This window comes from Alkalihalobacillus sp. TS-13 (genome assembly GCF_019720915.1).
Taxonomy (GTDB): Bacteria; Bacillota; Bacilli; order Bacillales; family Fictibacillaceae; genus Pseudalkalibacillus.
Genome location: NZ_JAHKSI010000001.1, coordinates 2529575 through 2550320, shown reverse-complemented (window position 1 = coordinate 2550320; position 20746 = coordinate 2529575). Strand labels below are relative to the sequence as shown.

Below are 20746 nucleotides of genomic sequence, written 5' to 3'. Positions count from 1 at the left end.
TCCTCAATACAAATGTAATGACCTTAGTTTATCTAAAATTTTGAAAAAAACAAACGTATCGTATACATTTTAGATACGATACATTTTGATTACGTATTGTGACTAGTGAACGGAGGGCGTCAAACGTGCCAACGATTCAAGAAATCCTTCAGCTGCAACGTACTTATTTTTTCTCAGGAGAAACAAAGACTGTCGATTTCCGCATCCAACAGCTTAAGAAATTGAGAGATGCAATCAACAAATACGAGACTGATATCTTAGGTGCATTAAAAAAAGACCTCAACAAATCCGAATTTGAAGCCTATTCATCAGAGGTAGGCATATTACACAAAGAAATCAGTTTCACTCTCAAGCATTTAAAAAAATGGGCAAAGCCGGTACGGGTAAAAACAGCAGTCACACACTTCGGCTCAAAAAGTTATATTCAATCGGAGCCTTATGGCGTATGTTTAATCATCGCTCCTTGGAATTATCCTTTTCAGCTGCAAATTTCACCGTTGGTCGGGGCGATTGCGGCAGGCAACTGCGGGATCCTCAAACCTTCAGAGCTGACGCCGACTGTCTCTAAAGTCATTTCGAAACTGATTGGAGAAATATATGAAGAGCGTTATGTTGCAGTTGTAGAGGGTGGAGTGGAAGTAAGCCAGGAGCTGCTCGAACAAGACTTCGATAAAATTTTCTTTACTGGAAGCGTGATTGTCGGAAAAATCGTCATGGAAGCAGCTTCTAAAAAATTGATTCCCGTGACTTTGGAACTCGGTGGAAAAAGTCCGGCCATTGTCGATGAAAGTGCAAATCTTGAACTTGCAGCCAAAAGGGTTGTATGGGGGAAATTCACAAATGCAGGTCAAACCTGTATTGCACCAGATTATCTATATGTTCACGAACAAGTGAAGGCTGAATTGATAACGAAGATTAAAAAGTACATCGATGAATTCTATGGTGCAAACCCACTTGAAAACCCTGAAATAACGCATATCGTGAATATGAATCATTTCCAAAGGCTCAGCCGATATCTTGAGGACGGACGGATCATAACAGGCGGTAAGAAAGATGAGGGTTCCTTGTCGATCGAACCGACGTTGATCGATCAAGTCGGCTGGTCTGATCCGGTCATGCAAGAAGAAATATTCGGACCTATATTGCCAGTTATGGAATATGATTCGATCGATCAGGTCATCCATGATGTCCGTAAATATCCAAAGCCCTTAGCGCTTTATTTGTTTTCAGAATCAGTAGAACAGCAGAGGCGTGTCATGGATAGCTTATCTTTTGGAGGGGGGTGTATCAACGACACGTTGGTTCATGTCGCATCACCTTATTTACCATTCGGTGGTGTTGGGGAAAGTGGAACCGGCAGTTATCATGGTAAAGCAAGTTTTGATGCTTTTTCTCATCAAAAAAGTATTGTCAAGCAGACGAACCGCTTTGACATTGCCTTTCGATACCCATCGAACAAACATGGGCTGAAAATCATGAGAAGGTTGTTGAAATAATTCAATAAAGCCATTTTCATGTGATGGCCCCAACGTTAAAGATCGACTCAAATTGTTCCTCCCGAACATTTGAGTTTTTATTTTAACTTATAAAGATGGGTCAGACAGCCAGTCCACAAAGTTTTCTTTGACCTCAGGGGCATGTGTATGGATGACCGTAAAGGCTTCCTGGATTTTTTTCTTTCGCACATGTTCTTTCGCTAAACCGATTACGACATCATTTTTGCTGTATAAAAGTCGTAATTTAGATAGGTTTCCACGACCGATTCCTGGATTCCATTCAATGAATTTTTGTTTATGTAATTCTCGGATGATTTTCTTCGCATAACGAGTTGTAATTTTCCACTCATCTGCTAGACGTTTTAAAGGAACTTCCACATGTTCTTCAGCAGAGAAAAGATTACATAGCTGCAAATAATATGTTCCGTATTTCATCACAGCACCTCCTCGAAAAAGGGGAACAACTCCCAACAAATTTTTCACTTTTTTCCATATTCTACTTTCCATTATACTTTAAAATATCAAAAAAGTCAGAAAAAATGGGGGTGTCTCAATGAAAGCATATTTTTTAAAGCGGATCTTGTATCTAATCATTACATTATTTGTCATAGCTTCTGCAACGTTTTTCTTGATGAAATTGATGCCAGGTTCTCCTTTAAGCAACCAGGCGAAGTTGACCGCTGAACAGGAGGCGATCATTCTCGAAAAATATAATTTGAATGATCCTATCCCTTTGCAGTATGTGAAATACATGACAAATCTTGTGCAGGGAGATCTCGGTATTTCTTTTCAGTTTGAGGGGAGGAAAGTTACCGATTTGATCCTTCAAAGAATTGGTCCTTCTGCCCAGCTCGGATTCCAGTCGATGATCTTCGGCAGTTTGTTTGGGATGGTTCTCGGAATCATAGCAGCAGTCCGGCATAATTCATATTTAGACTACTCATCGACCTTACTTTCCGTAATCGGTATCTCCATACCAAGTTTCGTTTTTGCAGGTTTACTTCAATACTATGTAGGAGTTAAACTTCAATGGCTTCCAGTAGCGTTTTGGGAAGGATTCGAGTATACGATTCTTCCTACAATAGCTCTGATGATCTTTCCGATGGCAGTAACAGCGAGATTCATGAGGACAGAACTTTTGGAAGTATTGAATCAGGATTATATCATTTTGGCAAAGGCGAAAGGGGTCAATTCAGCTAACGTAGTAGTGTTCCATGCAGTTCGTAATGCTCTGATTCCACTAATTACCGTTCTCGGTCCAATGCTGGTCGGTATTATGACAGGAACCCTTGTCATTGAACAGATCTTTTCTGTACCAGGACTCGGCGAACAGTTTGTACGATCAATTACTATGAACGATTACCCAGTAATTATGGGTACGACATTGTTCTTTTCCTTTTTGTTCATAGCGATGATCTTGATTGTGGATTTTGCCTATGGATTGATTGACCCAAGAATTAGGCTTGGGGATAAAAACTAATTATTTATAGGGGCTTCCAAAAGTGAATCAGACCCTCATGTAATATAGGAGAGTTAGGCACTTATTGGACAGCCCCTTTAATTTAATTAACCCTGAGCTTGTTCAGCTTGTGGGTTTACCTCGTCAGATACGTGTTGGACAAGGTCCCCATCTCGTTCTTCGTCTACACCTGGGTGTTCAGTGTGTTCTTCAATTTCTCTTATATAAGGGTGCTCGATTTCCACCAATCGTTTTTTCTTGTTTTTCATCTTCATCACTCCTTATTATGATTAGCATTCCCTTCTAGATAGTACTTCTGATACTGGTAGATCAAATCCTCAGAGTACAAATATTACCTGTTATAGAGTGAAATGGTTCAAAGCCACAATAATAAAGGAACGAAATAATGATGAACGGAGAACATGAAATGAGACGAAGCTTACTTATTGTTATTATTTGTGGACTGTTAACGAGTCTTTTCCCAAGGGAAGAGATCTTTGCGCACGGGATCAAAGTTGAGAACCTTCCATCGATTTTCGACGATGGGACTCATTTGCCGGAAAGGATCGAGTGGAAAACATGGGAAGAAACGGATGCGATTTTTCCGAGAAAAAGTACATTTGAAGTTGTTGACATGGAAACAGGATTGTTTTTCACAGTGCAAAGGAGGGCGGGGGAACACCATGCCGATGTCCAACCGCTTACTAAAACAGATACAGCAATCATGAGACAGATTTATGATGGAAAATGGAGCTGGAAACGGAGAGCGATCTTCATTCGAAACGGGTCAGAGATGATTCCAGCCTCTATGCATGGGATGCCTCATGGTGCGGGCGCGTTAGCAAATAATTTTCCGGGTCACTTCTGCATTCATCTCCCGAAAAGTACAACACATAAATCTAGGAAAGAAGATCCATCACACCAACTGATGATTTTAAAAGCTTCAGGAAAACTGGACAGTTATATTGAAAAAGCGACAAGCGATGAATTGGCAAGTATATTCATCCATGCTGTCAATCAGGAGGATATTAAGATCATCAACAAAACAGTTAGCCATCCAATCAGAAGGAGCAAGTTGAAAAAGTTATTCTTTGTGCATCCAAATAAACCATTATCCGAAAAAGAACCCTCCAATTTACTTGTAACCGAATACTCCGTTGAAGTATTGACAAGTAGAAGAGGGCTTGATAAACATTATGCTGTCATGAGGTTGAAAAGAGATAGTTTGACGAGTCGCTGGACCGTGGATTTTGATACTCTTCTTAAAGATGATGAATAATCGATGGTTTACCATGTTAAGACAAAGCTTAATGCGATGAAACCGAATGTGAATAGGAAGACTGCCAAAATTGAACAGATCAACGTAAAAGACCACCACGGGATTGAGCTCATCAGTTTTTCTTCAACTGTGAAAAATACGGAAGCTAAATGATCACGGGACCTCGTTTCCTCTGCTTCTTCTCGTAACGTTTCTTTTTCCTTCTCCACTAATCGAAAAATAACACCAGGACTTGCCGCAACAAGCGTACCGATCACCCAAAAACCAATCGGAAATATCCATCCCATAGCCATACACCCTCCAATACAATCGTCTTTCGATTAGTATGTACGGAATGAACTTTTTCATAATAACCGGTACTTATATATTCTCTTTCTTTGCCAGGAGTAGGCTCAATACGGACAAAGTAATTCATTTTTAGCTAGCTTGTGACGGTATAAACCTTTCATACGGACAAAATCAAGTGTTTATGGCCATCTCGTGACCGTATAAGTGCTAAAATCAGACAATCTAAAGTTTTATACACCATGTGCTGCCCAAAATCAACCTTATGAACAACACACAAAAAAGCCGACTCTAAAGCCAGCCTGATATTAAAGGACAGGAGAGAACAACCTACTAAACGATTCTTTCGTCCTGAGGCACAACCCGCGCTTTTTATGGGTTTCCAAATTCACTTCCAAACTGTCATACAAATCCTCTTCATATTGGGTAACAAGTGTTTCAATAGTCGGGGTGCGGAACATGAACACATTGACCTCAAAATTAAGATGGAAGCTACGCAAATCTACGTTCGCTGTTCCCAGAGTAGCATAATTCCCATCGACAATGATCGTTTTTTGATGATGGAACCCCTTCTGATACAAATAAATCTTAACCCCATATCGTAAAAGCTCACTGAAATAGGACCGCGTTGCATATTGCGTTAAAAAGCTATCGTTCGTCTCGGGAACCATCAATCTGACATCGATTCCTTTAATGGCAGCGATGAGAAGAGCAGTACGAATCTCTTTACTCGGTATAAAATATGGCGTTGTGATCCATACTGATTTTTGTGCAAAAGTGATCATACTGTAGTATAAATAGCTCATTACACCTTGGGAAGTGTCAGGTCCACTCGGAACGACCTGGACCCCGCCGCTTTCTTCACTTGCGTCCATTGCCAAATATCGTTCTACAAATAACGATTCATCATTGACATAGCTCCAATCCAAAAGAAAGACACGTTGTAAATCCCGTAACGCTTCCCCTTTTACGATAAGATGAGTGTCACGCCAATATCCGAATTTCTCGTCTCTCCCCAGATATTCATTCCCAACATTCAACCCTCCCACAAAACCAATGTGATTATCGATGACGACGATTTTCCGGTGGTTCCTGAAATTGAATTTTTGATTGAAAAACCCTTTCCTGATCGGAAGGAAGCTATGAACCTGGACCCCTGCTTCTTTCATTCGGGAGACATCACGATCTGAAATCTTAAGGCTTCCGATTCCGTCATAAACGAAGCGGACTTCAACCCCCTCAGCAGCTTTCTCACACAAAACATTTATAATCTGTCTTCCGATATCATCTGAACGAAAAATATAATATTCCATATGGATGTAATCTTTCGCATTCTTCAATTCCGATAACAAACGGGGGAATTTTTCATCACCATTGCGAAGCACTTCCGTATAGGAATGAAAACTGATGGTCTGATCACTAACAGCCGTGATCAGTTTGGAGAATTCCCTTTCTGATTCATGCAGGTGTGTCCATCTTCCAGAGGTTTTGTTTTCAAGCTGCATCTTTTGAGCTTGTTTGTAGTTATCCAACCGTTTTTCCTTGAATAAATGACCTTTTACTTCAAGCTGACCTGAATAGATGAAAAAAATGTACCCAATGATCGGGATGAAGAGAATCGCATACATCCACAAAAGGGTTTTATAAGGAGAACGGTTTTCAAGCATCAACACATAACAGACTGATAATGCGATACCAAGATAGATGATTCCAGCCATAAGTTTAATGTCTGTCGGTTGCTTTGCTGATATGATGATTCCAACACAAATGATCATGATAAGGCACAAAAAAAATTGTCTGATCCGTTTCATCAAAACTTTCCTCTCAATTTGAATATTCTTTATAGTACCCTTAAAAATACGTGTAAAAACGATAAGGTGTAAAGAAGATGGAAGATAACCGATAATAATTGTATAAAAAAACATAATTTGCATTTAAAAGAAACCGACAGTAATTATTCATCTGTTAATTTACACAGAATTCACTCTCTTTCCGGGAATCCACAAGTCTCTTTGCGCGTTGTGACTGCGGTGTCTCACCTCCAAAGCCAAAAAGAATAGAATTGAATGGGTCAGAACAGTTTTTAGACATGGGGGGTGTCTAATGAATCAAAATGGCCTTGAAGTAGGAACACGATTAAAAGCGGATATCTATTCACAAAAAGGGGTTCTTCTGTTGAAGGAAGTGGGGAAGAGGGTGGTCCTTAATACGGGTGAAGAAGGCATCGCATCGTTGATTTCATTCCCTTTGGAGAACCACAACGACCGCTTCTCAAAGCAAGGTCAGGATATCTTGATCTACAGAAAGTGACGACCTTATCGATCGTAGACTTTGCAGCTGAAAGGATATAAAAAGGGCTGACACTTTTGTGCCAGCCTGTTTTGTTCTATGCTTCGTTTTTTTCCCATATCACGCTTGCACAGTACTTGATGATATCCCTGCGCCGGATGATCCCGATGAAATGTCCATCGTCATCCGTAATTGGAATGAAGTTCTGATCAGTAGCCAGTGTAATCAGATCTTCCATATTGGCATTGATGGATATCGGAATATTTTTGACCCGCATAGGTACATCTTTCAATTTGATCTTTTGGATTTCATCATAATCCTCATCTGCATCAAGATCTTCTTTCAATTTCCATAAAAGATCTCCTTCTGTCAAAGTGCCTGAATATTTACCTTCATCATCAACAAGCGGGACAGATGTATATTTGTGATAAGACATCTTTTCTAAGGCTTGTCGAATGGTCGACTCAGGATTCAAATATTTCACTTCACTTTTCGGCAGTAAGTAAAAGCCAATATTCATATGACTCTTCCTTTCAAACAGAACTCCATATACAGTATAGTATAAATTCGTCTGAATTGATAATGTAAAGCTATAATAGTAAAAATAATGCATACACAATCATTCGAGAGTTTAAATTCGTGGTTTTATTTGATATACTTAATAAGGTTAACTAAACGTATAGATAGTTAGGTGTAGTTTAATGGATAATCGACAGCAATTGATAGGGGAACTGGAGAAAAGTTTCCGTACGACATTCCGGATGTTCCGGAAAGAAATTAACGATCTCTTCGGTGATGAATGCACATCCACTGAATTTACTTACTTGAAATTCATCATGGGAAAAAACGAGGTCATGAGCTCAATGCTTTCTCAAGAATTCAATGTGGCTACAAGTCATATAACGGCGGTCACGGATCGTCTTGTCAAACGGGATTTGGTCAGAAGGAAACGAGCCGAAAATGATCGGAGAGTGATCTACCTCAGTCTTACCGAAAAAGGAGAGGAGCTCGTGAATTTCCTTGAGAAGAAAAAGCATAGGTATATGGAAGAAAAGTTCAAGAACTTATCAGATAATGAAATGAAAACCCTGGTAAAGCTCTTTTCGAAAATAACGTCGTCTTCTTGAAAAATTCTGAGGATGTAAATCTTATTGATTGTTTTGGCATACAATTTTAATAGCCTATATAGATAGTGTATTCAAAAATTATGAAAACATGGGTAATCACCAGGTTTTCTTTTTCGGACAATAATTCATGAAGTGAACTATTCATCTAATGAAAGTTAGGGGTAGCGAAATATGGAACATTTACCAATCAAACAAAAAATAACGATCATGGTAGCGGTCTTGGCCTCGATGTTATTTGCCGCGCTGAACCAGACGATCGTAGGCACAGCATTGCCGATCATTGTTTCTGACTTAGGTGGTATGAACTATTTCAGTTGGATCTTTACAATTTATATGCTGGCATCAAGCGTAACGGCGATCCTTGTGGGAAGATTATCTGATATGTATGGTCGGAAACCGTTCATACTGCTCGGTCTTGGTTTGTTCATTGTTGCTAGTTTCTTCTGTGGAACAGCCGATACGATGGTGGAGCTCATCCTTTATAGAGGCTTTCAGGGTTTAGCCGGCGGAATGATCTTTTCAACTGCCTTCGCTTCGATCGGTGACTTGTTTTCACCACGTGAGCGTGGCCGCTGGCAGGGATTGATGGCCGCAGTTTTCGGACTTTCAAGCGTGTTCGGACCAACGCTCGGCGGTTACATCGTCGATCATTTTGCGTGGAAGTGGATTTTCTGGATCTTCCTCCCCGTTGGATTTGTGGCATTTATTTTGATCATGCGATTATTTCCGAGCGTTCCGCGTAAAGACCATGGAAGAATTGATTATTTCGGATCAGTCTTTCTTGCTGCAACTATTATTCCGATGTTGCTGGCATTCTCATGGGCTGGCAATCAGTATGCCTGGGGTTCCTTTCAGGTGAACGGGTTATTCGCGTTCTCCATCGTTGCTTTACTGGCCTTTTTATATACAGAACGGAAGGTAACCAATCCTGTCCTGCCATTGAGCCTATTCGGCAATAGCGTATTTACGATATCCAATATCATCGGTCTTTTGATCGGAATGGCGATGTTCGGGGCAATCATGTATATGCCATTTTTCATTCAAGGGGTGATCGGTACATCAGCGACGAAAACTGGATTCATCATGATGTCGATGATGCTCAGTATGGTCCTATCAAGTACGATTGTAGGTCAATTGATCACCAAAACTGGTAAATATAAAAAAATGGCTATCTTCGGGCTTACCATGATGGGAATCGGAATCTTCTCGCTGACAACATTGAACACTGATAGCACGAATATCGATGCGATTTATCGCCTGGTGATCATTGGCCTTGGGTTGGGCTGCAGTTTTCCGATTTTCAACATTACAATCCAGAATGCGGTTGCTTATAAATATCTAGGTGTCGCAACCTCTTCTGTACAGTTGTTCCGGCAGCTCGGCGGTACCATCGGTGTATCTGTAATGGGTGCCATAATGAATATGATCATGAGTGCTAAGCTGGATACAACAAGTAAAGCAGGATTACAAGGTGGCCTGGAAAAAGCAGCCGATCCGAAAGTATTAATGGACCCTGAACAACTTCAGGCATTCAAAGAACAAGTGCCAGCTGAACAGGAGGATATGTTGAATCAGGTCATCAGTGCAATGCGCAATACATTAAGTGATGCTTTGGGCGGTGCATTCCTATTCGGCGTTTTCACGATGGTCCTGGCAGTGATCCTCGTTTTGTTTTTGAAAGAAGTGAGATTGAAGACATCTAATCAGGAAGATGAGGATGAAGAAAATATCATTCAAGTGGAAGAGAAGAAACGTTCAACCGTATAAATCCAAGAAAGGGGCTGCTCCAAAACATTGATGAGTATCGATGTTAAGGGTCAGCCCAAATTTAATTTAAGGATTCTTATTACCTCTTAACTACGACCCAAGCAGTGGAAAAGCTTGTTCCGTCTAGCTGGCTTTATGGAAAGTTACTTTAAGGGTGGTAAGGTTTCCCGGAGAAGTTCCTCCACTTCAGCAGGACAAACGAGCAAGAGAGTTCAAACGGGAAGAAGACTTACGATTCATGTGAAAAGATTTTTATAGTTATTGTTTGAAGTAAGGGATGTGCAGTAAAATTAGCGGACACCAAAGCCGTTAATTGTGACAAAATTGGTGTTTCAAAAATTTAACGGACTCCAGAGCCGTTATCTGTGAACAAAACAGCTGATTTTGTATGAGATTTACGAAATAGGGTCTCTGGTGTCCGCTAATTTTGTAAACTCATCTTGATTAAGACAAATAAGGTCTCCTTTGTCCGTTAATGATTAGATGCAACTTAGTTTCAGCGAGGAACAGGCGAAGAGGCTTGCGGATTTAGCCTGAGTCAAACATTCAGATGCCAGAGAAATATTGTTTAGCTAGGCTTCCAGTCATTATAATTACTTAACTATCATTTAATAATTCGAATCTCCCTGTTTTTCCTCCAAAAACAAAGGAATGTTGACGATAATAACAGAAGAGCGGGTATCGTATAGAAATAACTTACGCTAAGCAATCCCCAAATCGAGCAAATGGCAATACAGATTGCGAATTTCCGGGTTTGATAATCAACAAGGTTCAAACAAAAATAAGCGGCGAATGACGCGAGGACACCAGAGAAACTCCCGATGATCGCACTATCCATCTCTTGGACGGATTCGAAGATATACTCGAACAATACGAAATAGAGGCAAGAGGAGAAGAATCCAATCAAGCTGCCAATGAACACAAGTTTATACTCGACATCTCTAGTTGGTTTGCTCAAAATACGTTTGCGCGGCTTTTCCAAAAACCTCTTCAAATAACCACCCCAAATGTTAGGAACAAGAATTTGTTTTTCTGTGATGTTGTTATTTCTTGATGCCAATTTGAAATTCCTTCTTGAAAACCGAAAATGGAAATTTTTTCTGTTTTGCAAACAGTTTGGAAATATACTGAATTTCCGCTGACTATCAGCAAGCCTCCTCAGCTTGTTCTCCACTTCGGGATCTTGCTTAACTGGCTATCCCGCAGGCGCTTCGCATATTTCCACTTCAAATGGTTATCAACTTTTAATAACAATTTTAGAAAACTGCTTTTCGTTTTCATTTCCATGATTGATTTTCATGATAAAATACTAATATTTAGGAATGTGATGTCCTATGCAAAATTACAATTAAATAAGTAATTGGGTGGAGGAAAGGGATGTTGTGATGAATGATCTGAATACAACAAAAACGAAAAAAGCATTAGAGAAAATCAGTCTGGAACTGATTATCGGCATTATTGCTGCTATGGCATTACTAGGCGTTTTCGCCAAACTAACCGATGAACTTCTGGAAAATGAGTTGCAGGGATTCGACACGTTAATTTCGAATATTGTCTATAGCCTTCAAACACCATGGCTGACAAATATCATGATTTTCATGACCCATGCAGGGGATACGTATACATATGTGTTTCTGGTAATAATCGTCCTTGTTATTCTCATAAAGAAGAGTCTTAAATGGGAGGCCTTTGTTCTCCTCATCACCATTCTTGGCTCGTGGGCGATGAATACGTTTTTAAAAGGTTCCTTTGAAAGGGAAAGACCGGATTTGGAACACCTGGTAGAAGTGGGCGGCTACAGTTTTCCGAGTGGTCATGCGATGGTTTCGATCGCTGCTTATGGGATTATAGCGTATTTATTGATCCAGTATTTGCGCAAGAGTGGGAAGCCATATTGGCCAGTCGTTCTGTTGGCAGGGATATGGATTTTACTGATTGGTTTTTCTAGAATCTATTTACATGTCCACTATCCTAGCGATGTGATCGCTGGTTTTTCAGCAGGGGGTGTCTGGCTTTTGGCTTGCATTTATGCCCTTTCATTATTGAATCGAATGAATAGACACAGAAAGGTGAATTGATGACAATGGAAGCATTTCCGGAATTAAGTACAGACCGATTGCATTTAAAAGAAATTAAAGACGAACACGCAGGAATTTTATATGATCTTTTTACAAACAAAGATGTCTTGAAATATTATGGTTCCGATCCGATGGGGGATATTTCTGAAGCACAAGAATTGATTCAAAAATTCCGTGTCGGCTTGAAGCATAATACGGTCATTCGCTGGGGGATATTCTTGAAGTCGGAGGGAAAGCTCATTGGGACATGTGGTTTTCATAATTGGAACCACCGCTATTTCAGAGCCGAAATCGGTTATGAGCTATTTCCGGAATACTGGGGCCAAGCCTATATGAGAGAGGCGCTTGAAGCTATTACCGAGTATGGATTCAACGAATTGAGCCTTCATCGGGTCGGCGCACTGATCTCCCCTCATAATAATGCTTCCTTAAGTTTGATCGAAAAATTAGGCTTTGAAAGGGAAGGTATTTTGAAGGATTATGCATATAGTGGCAAAGGCTTCATCGATCTGACGATGTATGCGAAAATCAAAACAAATTAGAACGAATGAGACCGGCCTTACCTACTACATGATGGAAGGCCGGTTTTTTATATCTTTTTCAGCAAGGAATATGCTAAGAGACTTGCGGTTTGGGTCTCAGCATACTCACTATTCCGGGCAGGGTTAAGTTCAATAGATTGGTTGAAATTTCATGGAATGCTATATGAAATCAGAGGTTTTGGATCATCAAAAAAGGGAAATTTCTTCCTAGTAGAAAATTTAAATCGGGGAGTGATGAGTTGAGTACATGGAAAACACAATTAATTCAAACTGACCGTGGAACATTTGAAATTTTTACTAAGGGTGATGGAATCCCGGTATGTATTACACATCTGTATTCAGAATTCAATGAAACTGGGGACCATTTTGCAAATACATTCTCAAAACGAAATCAGGCTATTTTGGTGAACCTGCGCGGTACGGGCCGTTCAATCGGATATAAAAACATCGATGAACTTTCGATGTTTGAGACCGTTAAAGACCTCGAGGCTGTGAAGGAGGCACTTGGATTTAAGCGATGGTCTTTTGCAGGTCACTCAACCGGAGGAATGCTCGGGCTCCTTTATGCATTGGAGTTTCCAGATTCAATAGACCGGTTGATTGTCGTCGGAAGTGCAGCGAGTGGTGATTATACTTCGAAAAAGAGAAGTATCTACAACCCCGAACATCCACAGTTTAATAAAATGCAAGAATTGATAAGTCGATTGAAATCCAATTGCTTGCACCCTGATGAACGCAAGTTGCTTTCACGAGAACGGACGAAGCTTTCATTGAATGAACCAGAAAAGTATGAAAGTTATTTTTCAGCAGACATTTTTAAAAAGATGGCGGCATCCCGATTAGACTACTTCGGCGAGTATGATTTTCCGAATTTTGATTTGAGAGATAAGTTGAAGGATATCAAGGTTCCTACGTTGATTATTTGTGGGGAACACGATGTGCAATGTCCGATCGAATGCTCAGAAGAAATAGATGAAGGACTGAAAGATTCCACATTTTTACGATTCCAGTATAGTAACCATTATCCGTTCTTAGAAGAACAAGAAAGATTCCAGCTTGCAATCAGTGCGTTTTTAGCATGACACAGTAAAAATAGAAAAAGGTAACGAAGTGTGAACAGAGTAGAAACAGAATTGCACAGGTGGTAAGATGGATTCGATAGTTGAAAAGAAAGGATCGAACCTCTTATGCGGAAATATATAATTATCTGTTTCGTAATCTTATTCACAATATTGAACAACCCATCTTTTTCTAATGCCCATTCGTCTCTTCAAGGGACGTCTCCTGAAGATGGAGAATCTGTGAAGCATCCACTGGACATCATTACATTCAAGTTTAGTTCTGAAATAAAAGAAGGTAGTAAATTCACACTTACTGACCAAGATGGAAAATCTATTGAAATACAATCAATCGATCTAAAAGAAAATGTCATGCTCGGTCAGCTTTCTGAGCCTCTGCCAACCGGAACGTATACCGTTTCTTATAAAATCATTTCTCAAGATTCACATGTTGTGGAGGGCGGTTTCACTTTTTCAGTAGAAGCTGAAGAATCGACCGAAAACCCGGATGAAAATCCATCAACAGGTGAGGACCAGAATCCATCTGAAAATGGCCAGCCAGATGAAAAGTCAGCTGATAGCGAAACGCCTAAAGGAAAAGTGGAAAATGGGCTATCTCCAGTTGTCATCGGAATTGCTGCTATCACGATCGTCTGTGGTGTTGCGGTTATTTGGTGGCTCTTAAGGAAGAAGGCAGTAAAATGATCATATTTTTCAAAGGTATTTTGTATGTAGCATTTTCACTGCTCATTGGCGGTATGCTCCTCGAGTCGATTCCAAAAAACCACAAGCCGAAAGTGGCTGTCTCAAAAGAACTGTTACTATGGGTCATTGCCTCCATCCCGATTCTTATGTTCGTACAGCTCTTGCAAATTATCCAGTATCTGTCTGAAAGTATTGGGTATCTGGAGACATTCACTTCTGTTCTATTTACCTTCAGTGTCGGTAAAGCCTGGCTAGCTAGCCTTTTGATAGCAGGTGTGCTATTTCTGCTCGTCTATAAAAACAACCTGAAAGACACGACGTTCTATGCGAGACTTGGTTTGTTCTTAAGTATTGTTCTGGCTAGCTCATATTCATTTGCAAGTCATACCGCCTCTCTTTACCCTGTTATCGGGTTCATTGCGCACTTCTTACATGTGGCATCAATTGCTGGATGGATCGGCGTTCTTCTTTACGTTGCTTGGAGCTCTGAGCGTGATTCGGATTGGGTTCCATTTCTGAATTGGTTTACACCGTTTTCAATTGGCGCTGTGCTGATTCTGACCGGAGGTGGGCTTTTGATGAATGAAATCGTAGCCCCGCAGTATGTAGATTCATGGATTTTGCCATATGGGCAAGCGTTAGTAATCAAACATTTGTTGTTGATCCCTGTATTCATATATGCATGTGTGCACGGGTTTTATCTGAAAAAAATGATTCACCGGAAAGGTAGTCAGCATGTAAAACGTTCGCTCCAGGGTGAAGCAATTCTTGTGATTTTCGTATTTTCGGTAACCGCATATTTGTCCCAGCAGGTTCCTCCCCATGAAGTCTGGCGAACGATGCTTCAGGAGCAGCCTTCTCCATTATTCTTGTATTTTTTCGATGGCACGATCGATCCGCAGTCAGTGATTTCTTTCTCCATAACGAATGAAGTGCTCCTATGGGCATTAGGTGGAATCGTCATGCTGGTGGGAACTTTGTTCAGCATCATAAGGCAATTTCCAGTGATCGTAAGCGTAGTACTTGGTTTAGGAACATCTGGCCTGTATTATCTCGCCCTGATGTCAGGGGTTGTTTAAAGCTACAACTATAGTCGTAGAAGTGTTGAAAATTCGTACAACCAATTGATGAGATGGAATTCAATCCTTAATCGGACGTTGTAACATGTCGTTTCGGTTATACTGAGATGAATACTACTATAAAAGGCGTGGTTTTTAATGAATATCTTAGTAATCAATGGCAGTCCAATGGAAAAATCGAGAACACGTGGGATCGCAAATATTGTAAAAGAATTGCTAGAGGAAAAGGGAGTCACGGTAAACTACTTTGACCTCGGAACCGATAAACTCCCGTTGTTTCCTGGGAATCAAGGCAATGATGAAAATGGATCTCTTCAGAAGCTTTACAGTGCTGCTCAAGAGGCTGATGCGTTCTTTATCACATCCCCTGAATATCATAATGGAATGAGCGGGGTATTGAAAAACGCATTGGATTTCCTCGGGGGAAGCCATTTTAAGCATAAACCGGCAGCTATTGCTGCAGCTTCTGGTGGAAGCAAGGGAGGCATCAACGCATTGAACAATATGAGGACCGTTCTAAGAGGACTTTACGCAATCGTGCTCCCGGATCAATTCGTTTCGGATCCTTATTGTTATGATGCAGAATATAGACTGGTCGATCGTGAAGCAGTAGAGCGGCTGCAGATGATTACCGACCTCCTTGTCGATTTGACAGAAAAACTTGATGTTAAGCAGGAACAGAACATCCAATAGCAAAATATATAAGTGTGGTTGAAAAGTCACCAGAGGATTAATGGTGAATATTCGTCCTAGTTGATTTAACATCGTAGTTTTTGAAATACATTCAATTTGGGCTTTGTTGAATTTAAAGTTGATTTAAAAGAAATTCACGACACTCCTGTGGGAGAAGCGAGCCAGGTGTTACCCCGCAGTTTTTAAAAGGACCTTCGACTATAAGAATGAACTTCGACTAAATACCACCACGTCCTATGGTGAACGTCGAAGTCAGTACATCCTGTACAAGTACGTCCTGTGATGAACGTCGAAGCCAACAAGCTTGCGGATTTAGAGCTGGAGCATGGAAGCGACTAGTCACTTGGATCACTTCAAACCTCCTGCGGCGGCCACATCCTCCTCGTCAGTTTTCCAGTGACCAACGTGACTAGGCGGGTCGCTTCCGCTTTTCGTTCGTCCGTGGAAAGGGAGTGAATTTCGCAATAATCAATTATTAAGAAAAACAAAGCTATTAATTTCGTATAATCCGTCTTTTAATGGGCGGATTTTCATATGTCTGATGGAAGAAATGGGGAGGGGCCATGTCGAGAGTCCATACGCTGAAAGTAATCGCAGAAACGTTGAATCAATCCAATGACTTGAAGGAAATGCTTCAATCCGTTTTGGAAAAACTCCTTGAAGTGACAGGGTTATCCACAGGTTGGATTTTTTTAACAGGCAAAGAACCGACTTATACATTCGTCGCAGATGTCAACTTGCCGCCTGCTTTGTCCTGGGAAGGGAAAAAGCCGATGTGTGAGGGAGGTTGCTGGTGCTTGGATAAGGTTTGGGATGGTCGTTTACAGAAGGCGGTCAATATCATCAATTGCAAACGTATTGAAGATGCGATCGAGTACGATTGGGGAGATACGAAAGGGATTACACATCATGCAACAGTCCCGCTTATTGCAGGCGGTGAGAAATTCGGGTTATTGAATGTAGCTGAACCAGGAAAAAACGAGTTTACAGAAGACGAGTTGGACCTGTTGCAGTCCGTCTCATTTCAAATCGGAACAGCAATCAAAAGGACAAAATTGTATGAAGCTCAACAGAAAAAGGCGGAGCAATATGCGAAACTTGATGAAATCAGCCGCTCGATTTGGAAAATGAATGATATTCATCACCTGCCTCAATGCACGGTTGAAAATATCGGTCGATTGTTTAACTTGGATGCACTAGCTTTCTTCATAAGAGAGGAAAATATCCTTGCCTTACGAGGGACTTATTTTCAAAATGACTCACAAAAAGTACATAAGCGCTTTCCGATTGCTCCTGATGGTGATCTAACAGCCACACTTTCCAACGAGACCGTTCAACTGGAACTAAGTCACTACGGATTAACAGTGGAAAAGTCTTTTCTCATACCATTATTGATAGGGGAAGAGTGGATCGGTTGTCTAATCGGTCATCAAAATGCAGAACAATCGGAAGAGATTGATGAAGATGTACTGCGTGCCCTGGGAGATCACCTTTCACTCGTCTTGGAAAAAGCGCGTCTGTTCGAAAAAAGCCGTGAATTAGCATTGATTGAAGAACGGAATCGGTTAGCCCGTGATTTACATGACTCTGTGAACCAAAAACTGTTTTCCTTAAGTTTGACTGCGCGAGGATTGAAAGAATATGTAAAACAGATATCTGTCAATGAAATGGTTACAGAGTCGTTGAGTGAAATGCAGGCTTTGTCCCAAGAAGTTGTAGGGGAAATGAGAGCGATGATCTGGCAGTTGAAGCCCGTTGGTTTGGAAGAAGGGGTGATTGTTTCCCTGAAAAAATACGGCGAATCATTAGGACTGAATGTGACCGAAGAAATCAAAGGAGTCGGGAATATACCAAGAATGATTGAAGAAACACTGTGGCGTGTCGGTCAGGAAGCGTTGAATAATGTCCATAAACATGCGAGGACCCAGGATGTCCATCTGTTTTTAAGCAGGAAAAAAGATGAAGTCATCCTTCGCGTTCAAGACGAGGGTTGTGGGTATACAATACGTGAAGATCATGATAGCTGGTCCTTCGGCCTCTCAAGTATGAAAGAGCGCACGGAAATCATGGGCGGTAGGCTGAAAATCGAAAGCCAGAGAGAAGTAGGGACGACAGTTGAAGTACGCTTTCAAATCAAGCAAGAAAGAGAGGGTTATGATGGGGATTAAAGTATTGTTAGTGGATGACCATCTCATGGTATTGAAGGGCTTGAGGTTCTTTCTCGGAACGCAGTCTGAAATTGATCTGGTAGGGGAGGCGTCGAACGGTGAAGAGGCGATCCGACAGGTTAATGCTCTACATCCTGATGTCGTATTGATGGATTTGACGATGCCTGTGATGGATGGGATTGAAGCGACAAAACGAATTAAAAATGAGTACCCGAACATGAAAATCATCGTCCTGACCAGTTTTTCAGATCAGGATCATGTCGTTCCTGCACTACAGGCTGGAGCAGATGGATACCAACTAAAGGATATTGAGCCGGATGAACTCGTAAAATCGATCAAAGCGGTATATGCTGGTGAAACCCACCTGCATCCAACAGCGACCTCACAACTGCTGAGTCACGTTTCAAATGGAACCAAAACGAACGAAGCAGAAAAGAGCTTCAACCAATTGACTGCTAGGGAAAAAGATGTGCTTCGCCAGATCACACTTGGGCAGAACAACAAAGAAATATCCACTGAGCTGTTCATAACGGAAAAAACAGTGAAAACCCATGTGAGCAATATCCTCGGTAAATTAGGTTTGCATGACCGGACACAAGCCGCCATTTTAGCGATGAAGAACAAGTGGTTCGATGCTTGAGTCTTTTTAACATTAGGAATGTCCTATGATAGAATAACAACAAACGTTAGAAGGCGGTGATTGGATAATGGAACAAAAACTAAGGGAGCAGTTTGATGGACTGCTTACCAAATATACTGATTTGCTATTAGGTGAAACGGATGATGAACTGAAAGAGAAGGTGCAGATGTGGGCGTTGTATACCTATATGTCAAAATCGATGCCCCCTCTGGTAAAGCATTGGAATGAACAATATCCTGATGCAAAAGAAGGCATGAAAGAACTCATCCAGGAGATTCGGGAGCGGAACGAACAATATCGGAATGAGCAGAATAAGTAATTTACAGATTATAAAAGGAAGAGGGCTGTCCACAAAGTGTCTGAGAATCTCCGAACTTAACAATATTTTAAGAAAAACCTTGGTTCCGAAAATATTGTGTTGGAGTTGTATGACAACTTTTCTTTTAGGACAGCCCTCTTTTTTACACACTTTGTTAAGTTGATTAGCTGCGAAATTCACTCCCTTTCCGCGGGTACAAGAAAAGCGGAAGCGACCCGTTTAGTCCGCAGATCACTGGAGGACTGACGAGGAGGCTCGGAACTTGGTTCTGCGTGGGCTAACGATGTCAATCAATGTGTTGCCGGCGCAGGAAGTTTGAAGTGATCCAAGTGACTGGTCGCTGAGCTAGACATCACTTCATTGCATTTACCTACTTCCGCGAGCCTCCTCACTATGTGTTGACTTCGACGTTCACCACAGAACGTGGTGGAATTTAGTCGAAGGTCTTTATTATAGTCGAAGATCTTTTTAAAAACTGTGGGTTCTCATCTGGCTCGATATCCCCGCAGGAGTGTCGCAAATTCCACTCAAAAGCCACCAACTTTAGCCAAGGTTTCTTTACCTTATTGCATTGCCGTTCCTCCGCCAGGGAGTTGGTTTTTGTAACCCGAAAACTGTTGGTAATCCTGTTGAAGCTTTTGAGGCTGTGCTTGTTCAAATGTGTACCAGCCTTTTTGGAACATCACATTGAACAGGTTACGCTGGCAATCTTGCGTTTCTTTCGCAATCGAGGAAATATCTTGATAAAGCTCTTGATGACTCGCTTCATTCATTGCAGTTGAATACGCCTCTGTCATATATTTTTCGGTTGCCAACACGTCATTGATAAAATCACGGTCATTCATTTCAGGCGTTTCTGGGACGTTTGATTCCGGATTTTGAATATTCATCTTACCACCCTCCTTATTGCGTCATGTTCTGGTTTTGAGTCTGATCGTTCAAATGGCTTTGAAGATGCTGCAAAAGCTGATCATAGTGACGTGTATGCATTTGTGCAGCCTGTTGAATCGCAGCTTTGACTTCCTGGTCCTGACACTGCTTAGCAAAATAACTGCATTTCTTTGCGGCAAGCAGGTTCCAGCTCATCATGTCTGTAATGTATAGCTGATCTTTTCCAGTCATGACACGCGGGGGCTGTGGCATATACCCTTGTTGGTTCTGAGGTTGTTGTTGTGGCATTGGGTTCCCTCCTCATTTAACATTATGTCGAGGTTAGGTTTCCACAATGTCCGATACTTATACAACTTGATGGATATCAGGAATGAACGAGTTCATCCAGACGTTCATAAGCTTCATCAACATCAAATGAACTATACCAGCGATGATTATCAACGTCCAAAATCCTGTAATGTTTGCTGATCAAATTTTGCTGTAATTTGAAACCATTCTCCTGCTTTACATCATTCCACCATACTTTACCACCCATTGTCTGTTCTTTCGGACGATCAATCCCCTGATGAGCGAGAATTTCTACGATTTCCACAGGGTCCCCCCCTAATGCAGTTTTCAATATTTCGCTGTTACGGAACAAAGCCGCCACTGCTGCAACTGTCGTCCAGTTCGCATGTGTCCTTTGCTTCTCAATTTGTAAAAGTGTTTTTTTAGAAATTCCCAATGTGGATGCCATTTTATCTTGGGTGTATCCATGTTCGATACGGATGAGCTTCAATTTGGAAGATACGATTTCAATCATCTGATCCATATTCATTTCGTATTTTTCTCTCCTAAAAATGCTTTTGTGTAATTTTACACTTTTTCAAGA

Annotated in this window: 25 protein-coding genes; 15 read left to right on the top strand and 10 right to left on the bottom strand. The window is 41.1% G+C overall.

All coding sequences use genetic code 11. The features are described 5' to 3' along the window. The first annotated feature begins 125 nt into the window (after positions 1–125). Positions 126–1496, top strand: coding sequence for an aldehyde dehydrogenase (locus KOL94_RS12480; protein WP_311775136.1), 1371 nt, complete (start codon positions 126–128; stop codon positions 1494–1496). A gap of 87 nt (positions 1497–1583) precedes the next feature. On the opposite strand, the gene KOL94_RS12475 is transcribed toward KOL94_RS12480, so the two are convergent. Beyond that, positions 1584–1931, bottom strand: coding sequence for an SgrR family transcriptional regulator (locus tag KOL94_RS12475; RefSeq protein WP_221566739.1), 348 nt, complete (start codon positions 1929–1931; stop codon positions 1584–1586). Positions 1932–2049: 118 nt separating this feature from the next. Between KOL94_RS12475 and opp3b the strand changes: the two genes are divergently transcribed. Beyond that, positions 2050–2976: an oligopeptide ABC transporter permease gene (gene opp3b, locus KOL94_RS12470; RefSeq protein ID WP_221566738.1), complete on the top strand. Its 927-nt coding sequence runs from the start codon at positions 2050–2052 to the stop codon at positions 2974–2976. Positions 2977–3062: 86 nt separating this feature from the next. On the opposite strand, the gene KOL94_RS12465 is transcribed toward opp3b, so the two are convergent. Further along, positions 3063–3224 carry a hypothetical protein gene (locus tag KOL94_RS12465; RefSeq protein WP_221566737.1) on the bottom strand — a complete coding sequence of 54 codons (162 nt, stop codon included), beginning with the start codon at positions 3222–3224 and terminating at the stop codon, positions 3063–3065. Between the two features lie 158 nt (positions 3225–3382). Here KOL94_RS12465 and KOL94_RS12460 point away from each other — a divergent pair, with 158 nt between their 5' ends. After that, positions 3383–4234 (top strand): hypothetical protein, encoded by an 852-nt coding sequence (locus KOL94_RS12460; RefSeq protein ID WP_221566736.1) that lies wholly within the window; start codon positions 3383–3385, stop codon positions 4232–4234. Positions 4235–4242: 8 nt separating this feature from the next. Here the strand turns inward: KOL94_RS12460 and KOL94_RS12455 are convergent, their stop codons facing one another. Both KOL94_RS12455 and cls read right to left on the bottom strand, forming a co-directional pair. After that, positions 4243–4521, bottom strand: a complete 279-nt coding sequence (locus tag KOL94_RS12455; protein WP_221566735.1) for a hypothetical protein — start codon at positions 4519–4521, stop codon at positions 4243–4245. A gap of 306 nt (positions 4522–4827) precedes the next feature. Beyond that, positions 4828–6330 (bottom strand): cardiolipin synthase, encoded by a 1503-nt coding sequence (gene cls / locus KOL94_RS12450; RefSeq protein ID WP_221566734.1) that lies wholly within the window; start codon positions 6328–6330, stop codon positions 4828–4830. A 292-nt stretch (positions 6331–6622) separates the two neighbouring features. Here cls and KOL94_RS12445 point away from each other — a divergent pair, with 292 nt between their 5' ends. After that, the gene (locus tag KOL94_RS12445; protein ID WP_221566733.1) at positions 6623–6829 is read left to right on the top strand and encodes a hypothetical protein; all 207 of its coding nucleotides are present in this window, start codon (positions 6623–6625) and stop codon (positions 6827–6829) included. Between the two features lie 76 nt (positions 6830–6905). Here KOL94_RS12445 and KOL94_RS12440 read toward each other — a convergent pair whose 3' ends face one another. Beyond that, on the bottom strand, positions 6906–7328 hold the full coding sequence (locus KOL94_RS12440; RefSeq protein WP_221566732.1) for a CBS domain-containing protein: 423 nt from the start codon (positions 7326–7328) through the stop codon (positions 6906–6908). A gap of 181 nt (positions 7329–7509) precedes the next feature. Here KOL94_RS12440 and KOL94_RS12435 point away from each other — a divergent pair, with 181 nt between their 5' ends. Together KOL94_RS12435 and KOL94_RS12430 are read left to right on the top strand one after the other, a co-directional pair. Continuing rightward, the gene (locus KOL94_RS12435; protein ID WP_221566731.1) at positions 7510–7935 is read left to right on the top strand and encodes a MarR family winged helix-turn-helix transcriptional regulator; all 426 of its coding nucleotides are present in this window, start codon (positions 7510–7512) and stop codon (positions 7933–7935) included. 171 nt (positions 7936–8106) lie between these two features. Next, positions 8107–9702, top strand: a complete 1596-nt coding sequence (locus KOL94_RS12430) for an MDR family MFS transporter (RefSeq protein ID WP_221566730.1) — start codon at positions 8107–8109, stop codon at positions 9700–9702. A gap of 604 nt (positions 9703–10306) precedes the next feature. Here KOL94_RS12430 and KOL94_RS12425 read toward each other — a convergent pair. Then, on the bottom strand, positions 10307–10762 hold the full coding sequence (locus KOL94_RS12425; protein WP_221566729.1) for a hypothetical protein: 456 nt from the start codon (positions 10760–10762) through the stop codon (positions 10307–10309). A 325-nt stretch (positions 10763–11087) separates the two neighbouring features. Here KOL94_RS12425 and KOL94_RS12420 point away from each other — a divergent pair, with 325 nt between their 5' ends. From KOL94_RS12420 to KOL94_RS12395, 6 genes are all read left to right on the top strand, one after another. Then, a complete protein-coding gene (locus KOL94_RS12420) occupies positions 11088–11780 on the top strand; it encodes a phosphatase PAP2 family protein (protein ID WP_221566728.1) in 693 nt (230 codons plus the stop codon). Positions 11781–11785: 5 nt separating this feature from the next. After that, positions 11786–12322, top strand: coding sequence for a GNAT family N-acetyltransferase (locus KOL94_RS12415; protein ID WP_221566727.1), 537 nt, complete (start codon positions 11786–11788; stop codon positions 12320–12322). A gap of 239 nt (positions 12323–12561) precedes the next feature. After that, a complete protein-coding gene (locus KOL94_RS12410; RefSeq protein ID WP_221566726.1) occupies positions 12562–13404 on the top strand; it encodes an alpha/beta fold hydrolase in 843 nt (280 codons plus the stop codon). Positions 13405–13509: 105 nt separating this feature from the next. Then, positions 13510–14085 carry a copper resistance CopC family protein gene (locus KOL94_RS12405; protein WP_221566725.1) on the top strand — a complete coding sequence of 192 codons (576 nt, stop codon included), beginning with the start codon at positions 13510–13512 and terminating at the stop codon, positions 14083–14085. Next, complete coding sequence (locus tag KOL94_RS12400; protein ID WP_221566724.1) at positions 14082–15164, top strand: copper resistance D family protein; 1083 nt, start codon at positions 14082–14084, stop codon at positions 15162–15164. Before KOL94_RS12405 ends, KOL94_RS12400 begins: the two co-directional genes overlap by 4 nt. Positions 15165–15302: 138 nt before the next feature. Beyond that, complete coding sequence (locus KOL94_RS12395) at positions 15303–15857, top strand: NADPH-dependent FMN reductase (protein WP_221566723.1); 555 nt, start codon at positions 15303–15305, stop codon at positions 15855–15857. 217 nt (positions 15858–16074) lie between these two features. Here KOL94_RS12395 and KOL94_RS25265 read toward each other — a convergent pair whose 3' ends face one another. Continuing rightward, positions 16075–16209 (bottom strand): hypothetical protein, encoded by a 135-nt coding sequence (locus tag KOL94_RS25265; RefSeq protein WP_260412302.1) that lies wholly within the window; start codon positions 16207–16209, stop codon positions 16075–16077. Between the two features lie 211 nt (positions 16210–16420). Between KOL94_RS25265 and KOL94_RS12390 the strand changes: the two genes are divergently transcribed. The 3 genes from KOL94_RS12390 to KOL94_RS12380 all read left to right on the top strand — a co-directional run bounded on the left by KOL94_RS12390 (position 16421) and on the right by KOL94_RS12380 (position 18984). Next, positions 16421–18025 (top strand): GAF domain-containing sensor histidine kinase, encoded by a 1605-nt coding sequence (locus KOL94_RS12390; protein ID WP_221566722.1) that lies wholly within the window; start codon positions 16421–16423, stop codon positions 18023–18025. After that, positions 18015–18665 carry a response regulator gene (locus KOL94_RS12385; RefSeq protein ID WP_221566721.1) on the top strand — a complete coding sequence of 217 codons (651 nt, stop codon included), beginning with the start codon at positions 18015–18017 and terminating at the stop codon, positions 18663–18665. The genes KOL94_RS12390 and KOL94_RS12385 overlap by 11 nt, the downstream gene beginning before the upstream one ends. 67 nt (positions 18666–18732) lie before the next feature. Further along, on the top strand, positions 18733–18984 hold the full coding sequence (locus tag KOL94_RS12380) for a YusU family protein (RefSeq protein WP_221566720.1): 252 nt from the start codon (positions 18733–18735) through the stop codon (positions 18982–18984). 563 nt (positions 18985–19547) lie between these two features. On the opposite strand, the gene KOL94_RS12375 is transcribed toward KOL94_RS12380, so the two are convergent. The 3 genes from KOL94_RS12375 to KOL94_RS12365 all read right to left on the bottom strand — a co-directional run bounded on the left by KOL94_RS12375 (position 19548) and on the right by KOL94_RS12365 (position 20692). Continuing rightward, complete coding sequence (locus tag KOL94_RS12375; RefSeq protein WP_221566719.1) at positions 19548–19874, bottom strand: spore coat protein; 327 nt, start codon at positions 19872–19874, stop codon at positions 19548–19550. A 13-nt stretch (positions 19875–19887) separates the two neighbouring features. Then, positions 19888–20163, bottom strand: coding sequence for a hypothetical protein (locus tag KOL94_RS12370; protein WP_221566718.1), 276 nt, complete (start codon positions 20161–20163; stop codon positions 19888–19890). 76 nt (positions 20164–20239) lie between these two features. Beyond that, entirely contained in the window at positions 20240–20692 is a 453-nt protein-coding gene (locus KOL94_RS12365) for a helix-turn-helix domain-containing protein (RefSeq protein WP_221566717.1), read from the bottom strand. Between the last annotated feature and the right edge of the window lie 54 nt (positions 20693–20746).

Excerpts from the sequence above, each read along its gene's own strand:
- KOL94_RS12475 (WP_221566739.1), bottom strand. The coding sequence starts at position 1,931 with ATGAAATACGGAACATATTATTTGCAGCTATGTAATCTTTTCTCTGCT.
- opp3b (WP_221566738.1), top strand. The coding sequence starts at position 2,050 with ATGAAAGCATATTTTTTAAAGCGGATCTTGTATCTAATCATTACATTA.
- KOL94_RS12465 (WP_221566737.1), bottom strand. The coding sequence starts at position 3,224 with ATGAAAAACAAGAAAAAACGATTGGTGGAAATCGAGCACCCTTATATA.
- KOL94_RS12460 (WP_221566736.1), top strand. The coding sequence starts at position 3,383 with ATGAGACGAAGCTTACTTATTGTTATTATTTGTGGACTGTTAACGAGT.
- KOL94_RS12455 (WP_221566735.1), bottom strand. The coding sequence starts at position 4,521 with ATGGGATGGATATTTCCGATTGGTTTTTGGGTGATCGGTACGCTTGTT.
- cls (WP_221566734.1), bottom strand. The coding sequence starts at position 6,330 with ATGAAACGGATCAGACAATTTTTTTTGTGCCTTATCATGATCATTTGT.
- KOL94_RS12445 (WP_221566733.1), top strand. The coding sequence starts at position 6,623 with ATGAATCAAAATGGCCTTGAAGTAGGAACACGATTAAAAGCGGATATC.
- KOL94_RS12440 (WP_221566732.1), bottom strand. The coding sequence starts at position 7,328 with ATGAATATTGGCTTTTACTTACTGCCGAAAAGTGAAGTGAAATATTTG.
- KOL94_RS12435 (WP_221566731.1), top strand. The coding sequence starts at position 7,510 with ATGGATAATCGACAGCAATTGATAGGGGAACTGGAGAAAAGTTTCCGT.
- KOL94_RS12430 (WP_221566730.1), top strand. The coding sequence starts at position 8,107 with ATGGAACATTTACCAATCAAACAAAAAATAACGATCATGGTAGCGGTC.
- KOL94_RS12420 (WP_221566728.1), top strand. The coding sequence starts at position 11,088 with ATGAATGATCTGAATACAACAAAAACGAAAAAAGCATTAGAGAAAATC.
- KOL94_RS12415 (WP_221566727.1), top strand. The coding sequence starts at position 11,786 with ATGGAAGCATTTCCGGAATTAAGTACAGACCGATTGCATTTAAAAGAA.
- KOL94_RS12405 (WP_221566725.1), top strand. The coding sequence starts at position 13,510 with ATGCGGAAATATATAATTATCTGTTTCGTAATCTTATTCACAATATTG.
- KOL94_RS12400 (WP_221566724.1), top strand. The coding sequence starts at position 14,082 with ATGATCATATTTTTCAAAGGTATTTTGTATGTAGCATTTTCACTGCTC.
- KOL94_RS12395 (WP_221566723.1), top strand. The coding sequence starts at position 15,303 with ATGAATATCTTAGTAATCAATGGCAGTCCAATGGAAAAATCGAGAACA.
- KOL94_RS12390 (WP_221566722.1), top strand. The coding sequence starts at position 16,421 with ATGTCGAGAGTCCATACGCTGAAAGTAATCGCAGAAACGTTGAATCAA.
- KOL94_RS12385 (WP_221566721.1), top strand. The coding sequence starts at position 18,015 with ATGGGGATTAAAGTATTGTTAGTGGATGACCATCTCATGGTATTGAAG.
- KOL94_RS12380 (WP_221566720.1), top strand. The coding sequence starts at position 18,733 with ATGGAACAAAAACTAAGGGAGCAGTTTGATGGACTGCTTACCAAATAT.
- KOL94_RS12375 (WP_221566719.1), bottom strand. The coding sequence starts at position 19,874 with ATGAATATTCAAAATCCGGAATCAAACGTCCCAGAAACGCCTGAAATG.
- KOL94_RS12370 (WP_221566718.1), bottom strand. The coding sequence starts at position 20,163 with ATGCCACAACAACAACCTCAGAACCAACAAGGGTATATGCCACAGCCC.
- KOL94_RS12365 (WP_221566717.1), bottom strand. The coding sequence starts at position 20,692 with ATGAATATGGATCAGATGATTGAAATCGTATCTTCCAAATTGAAGCTC.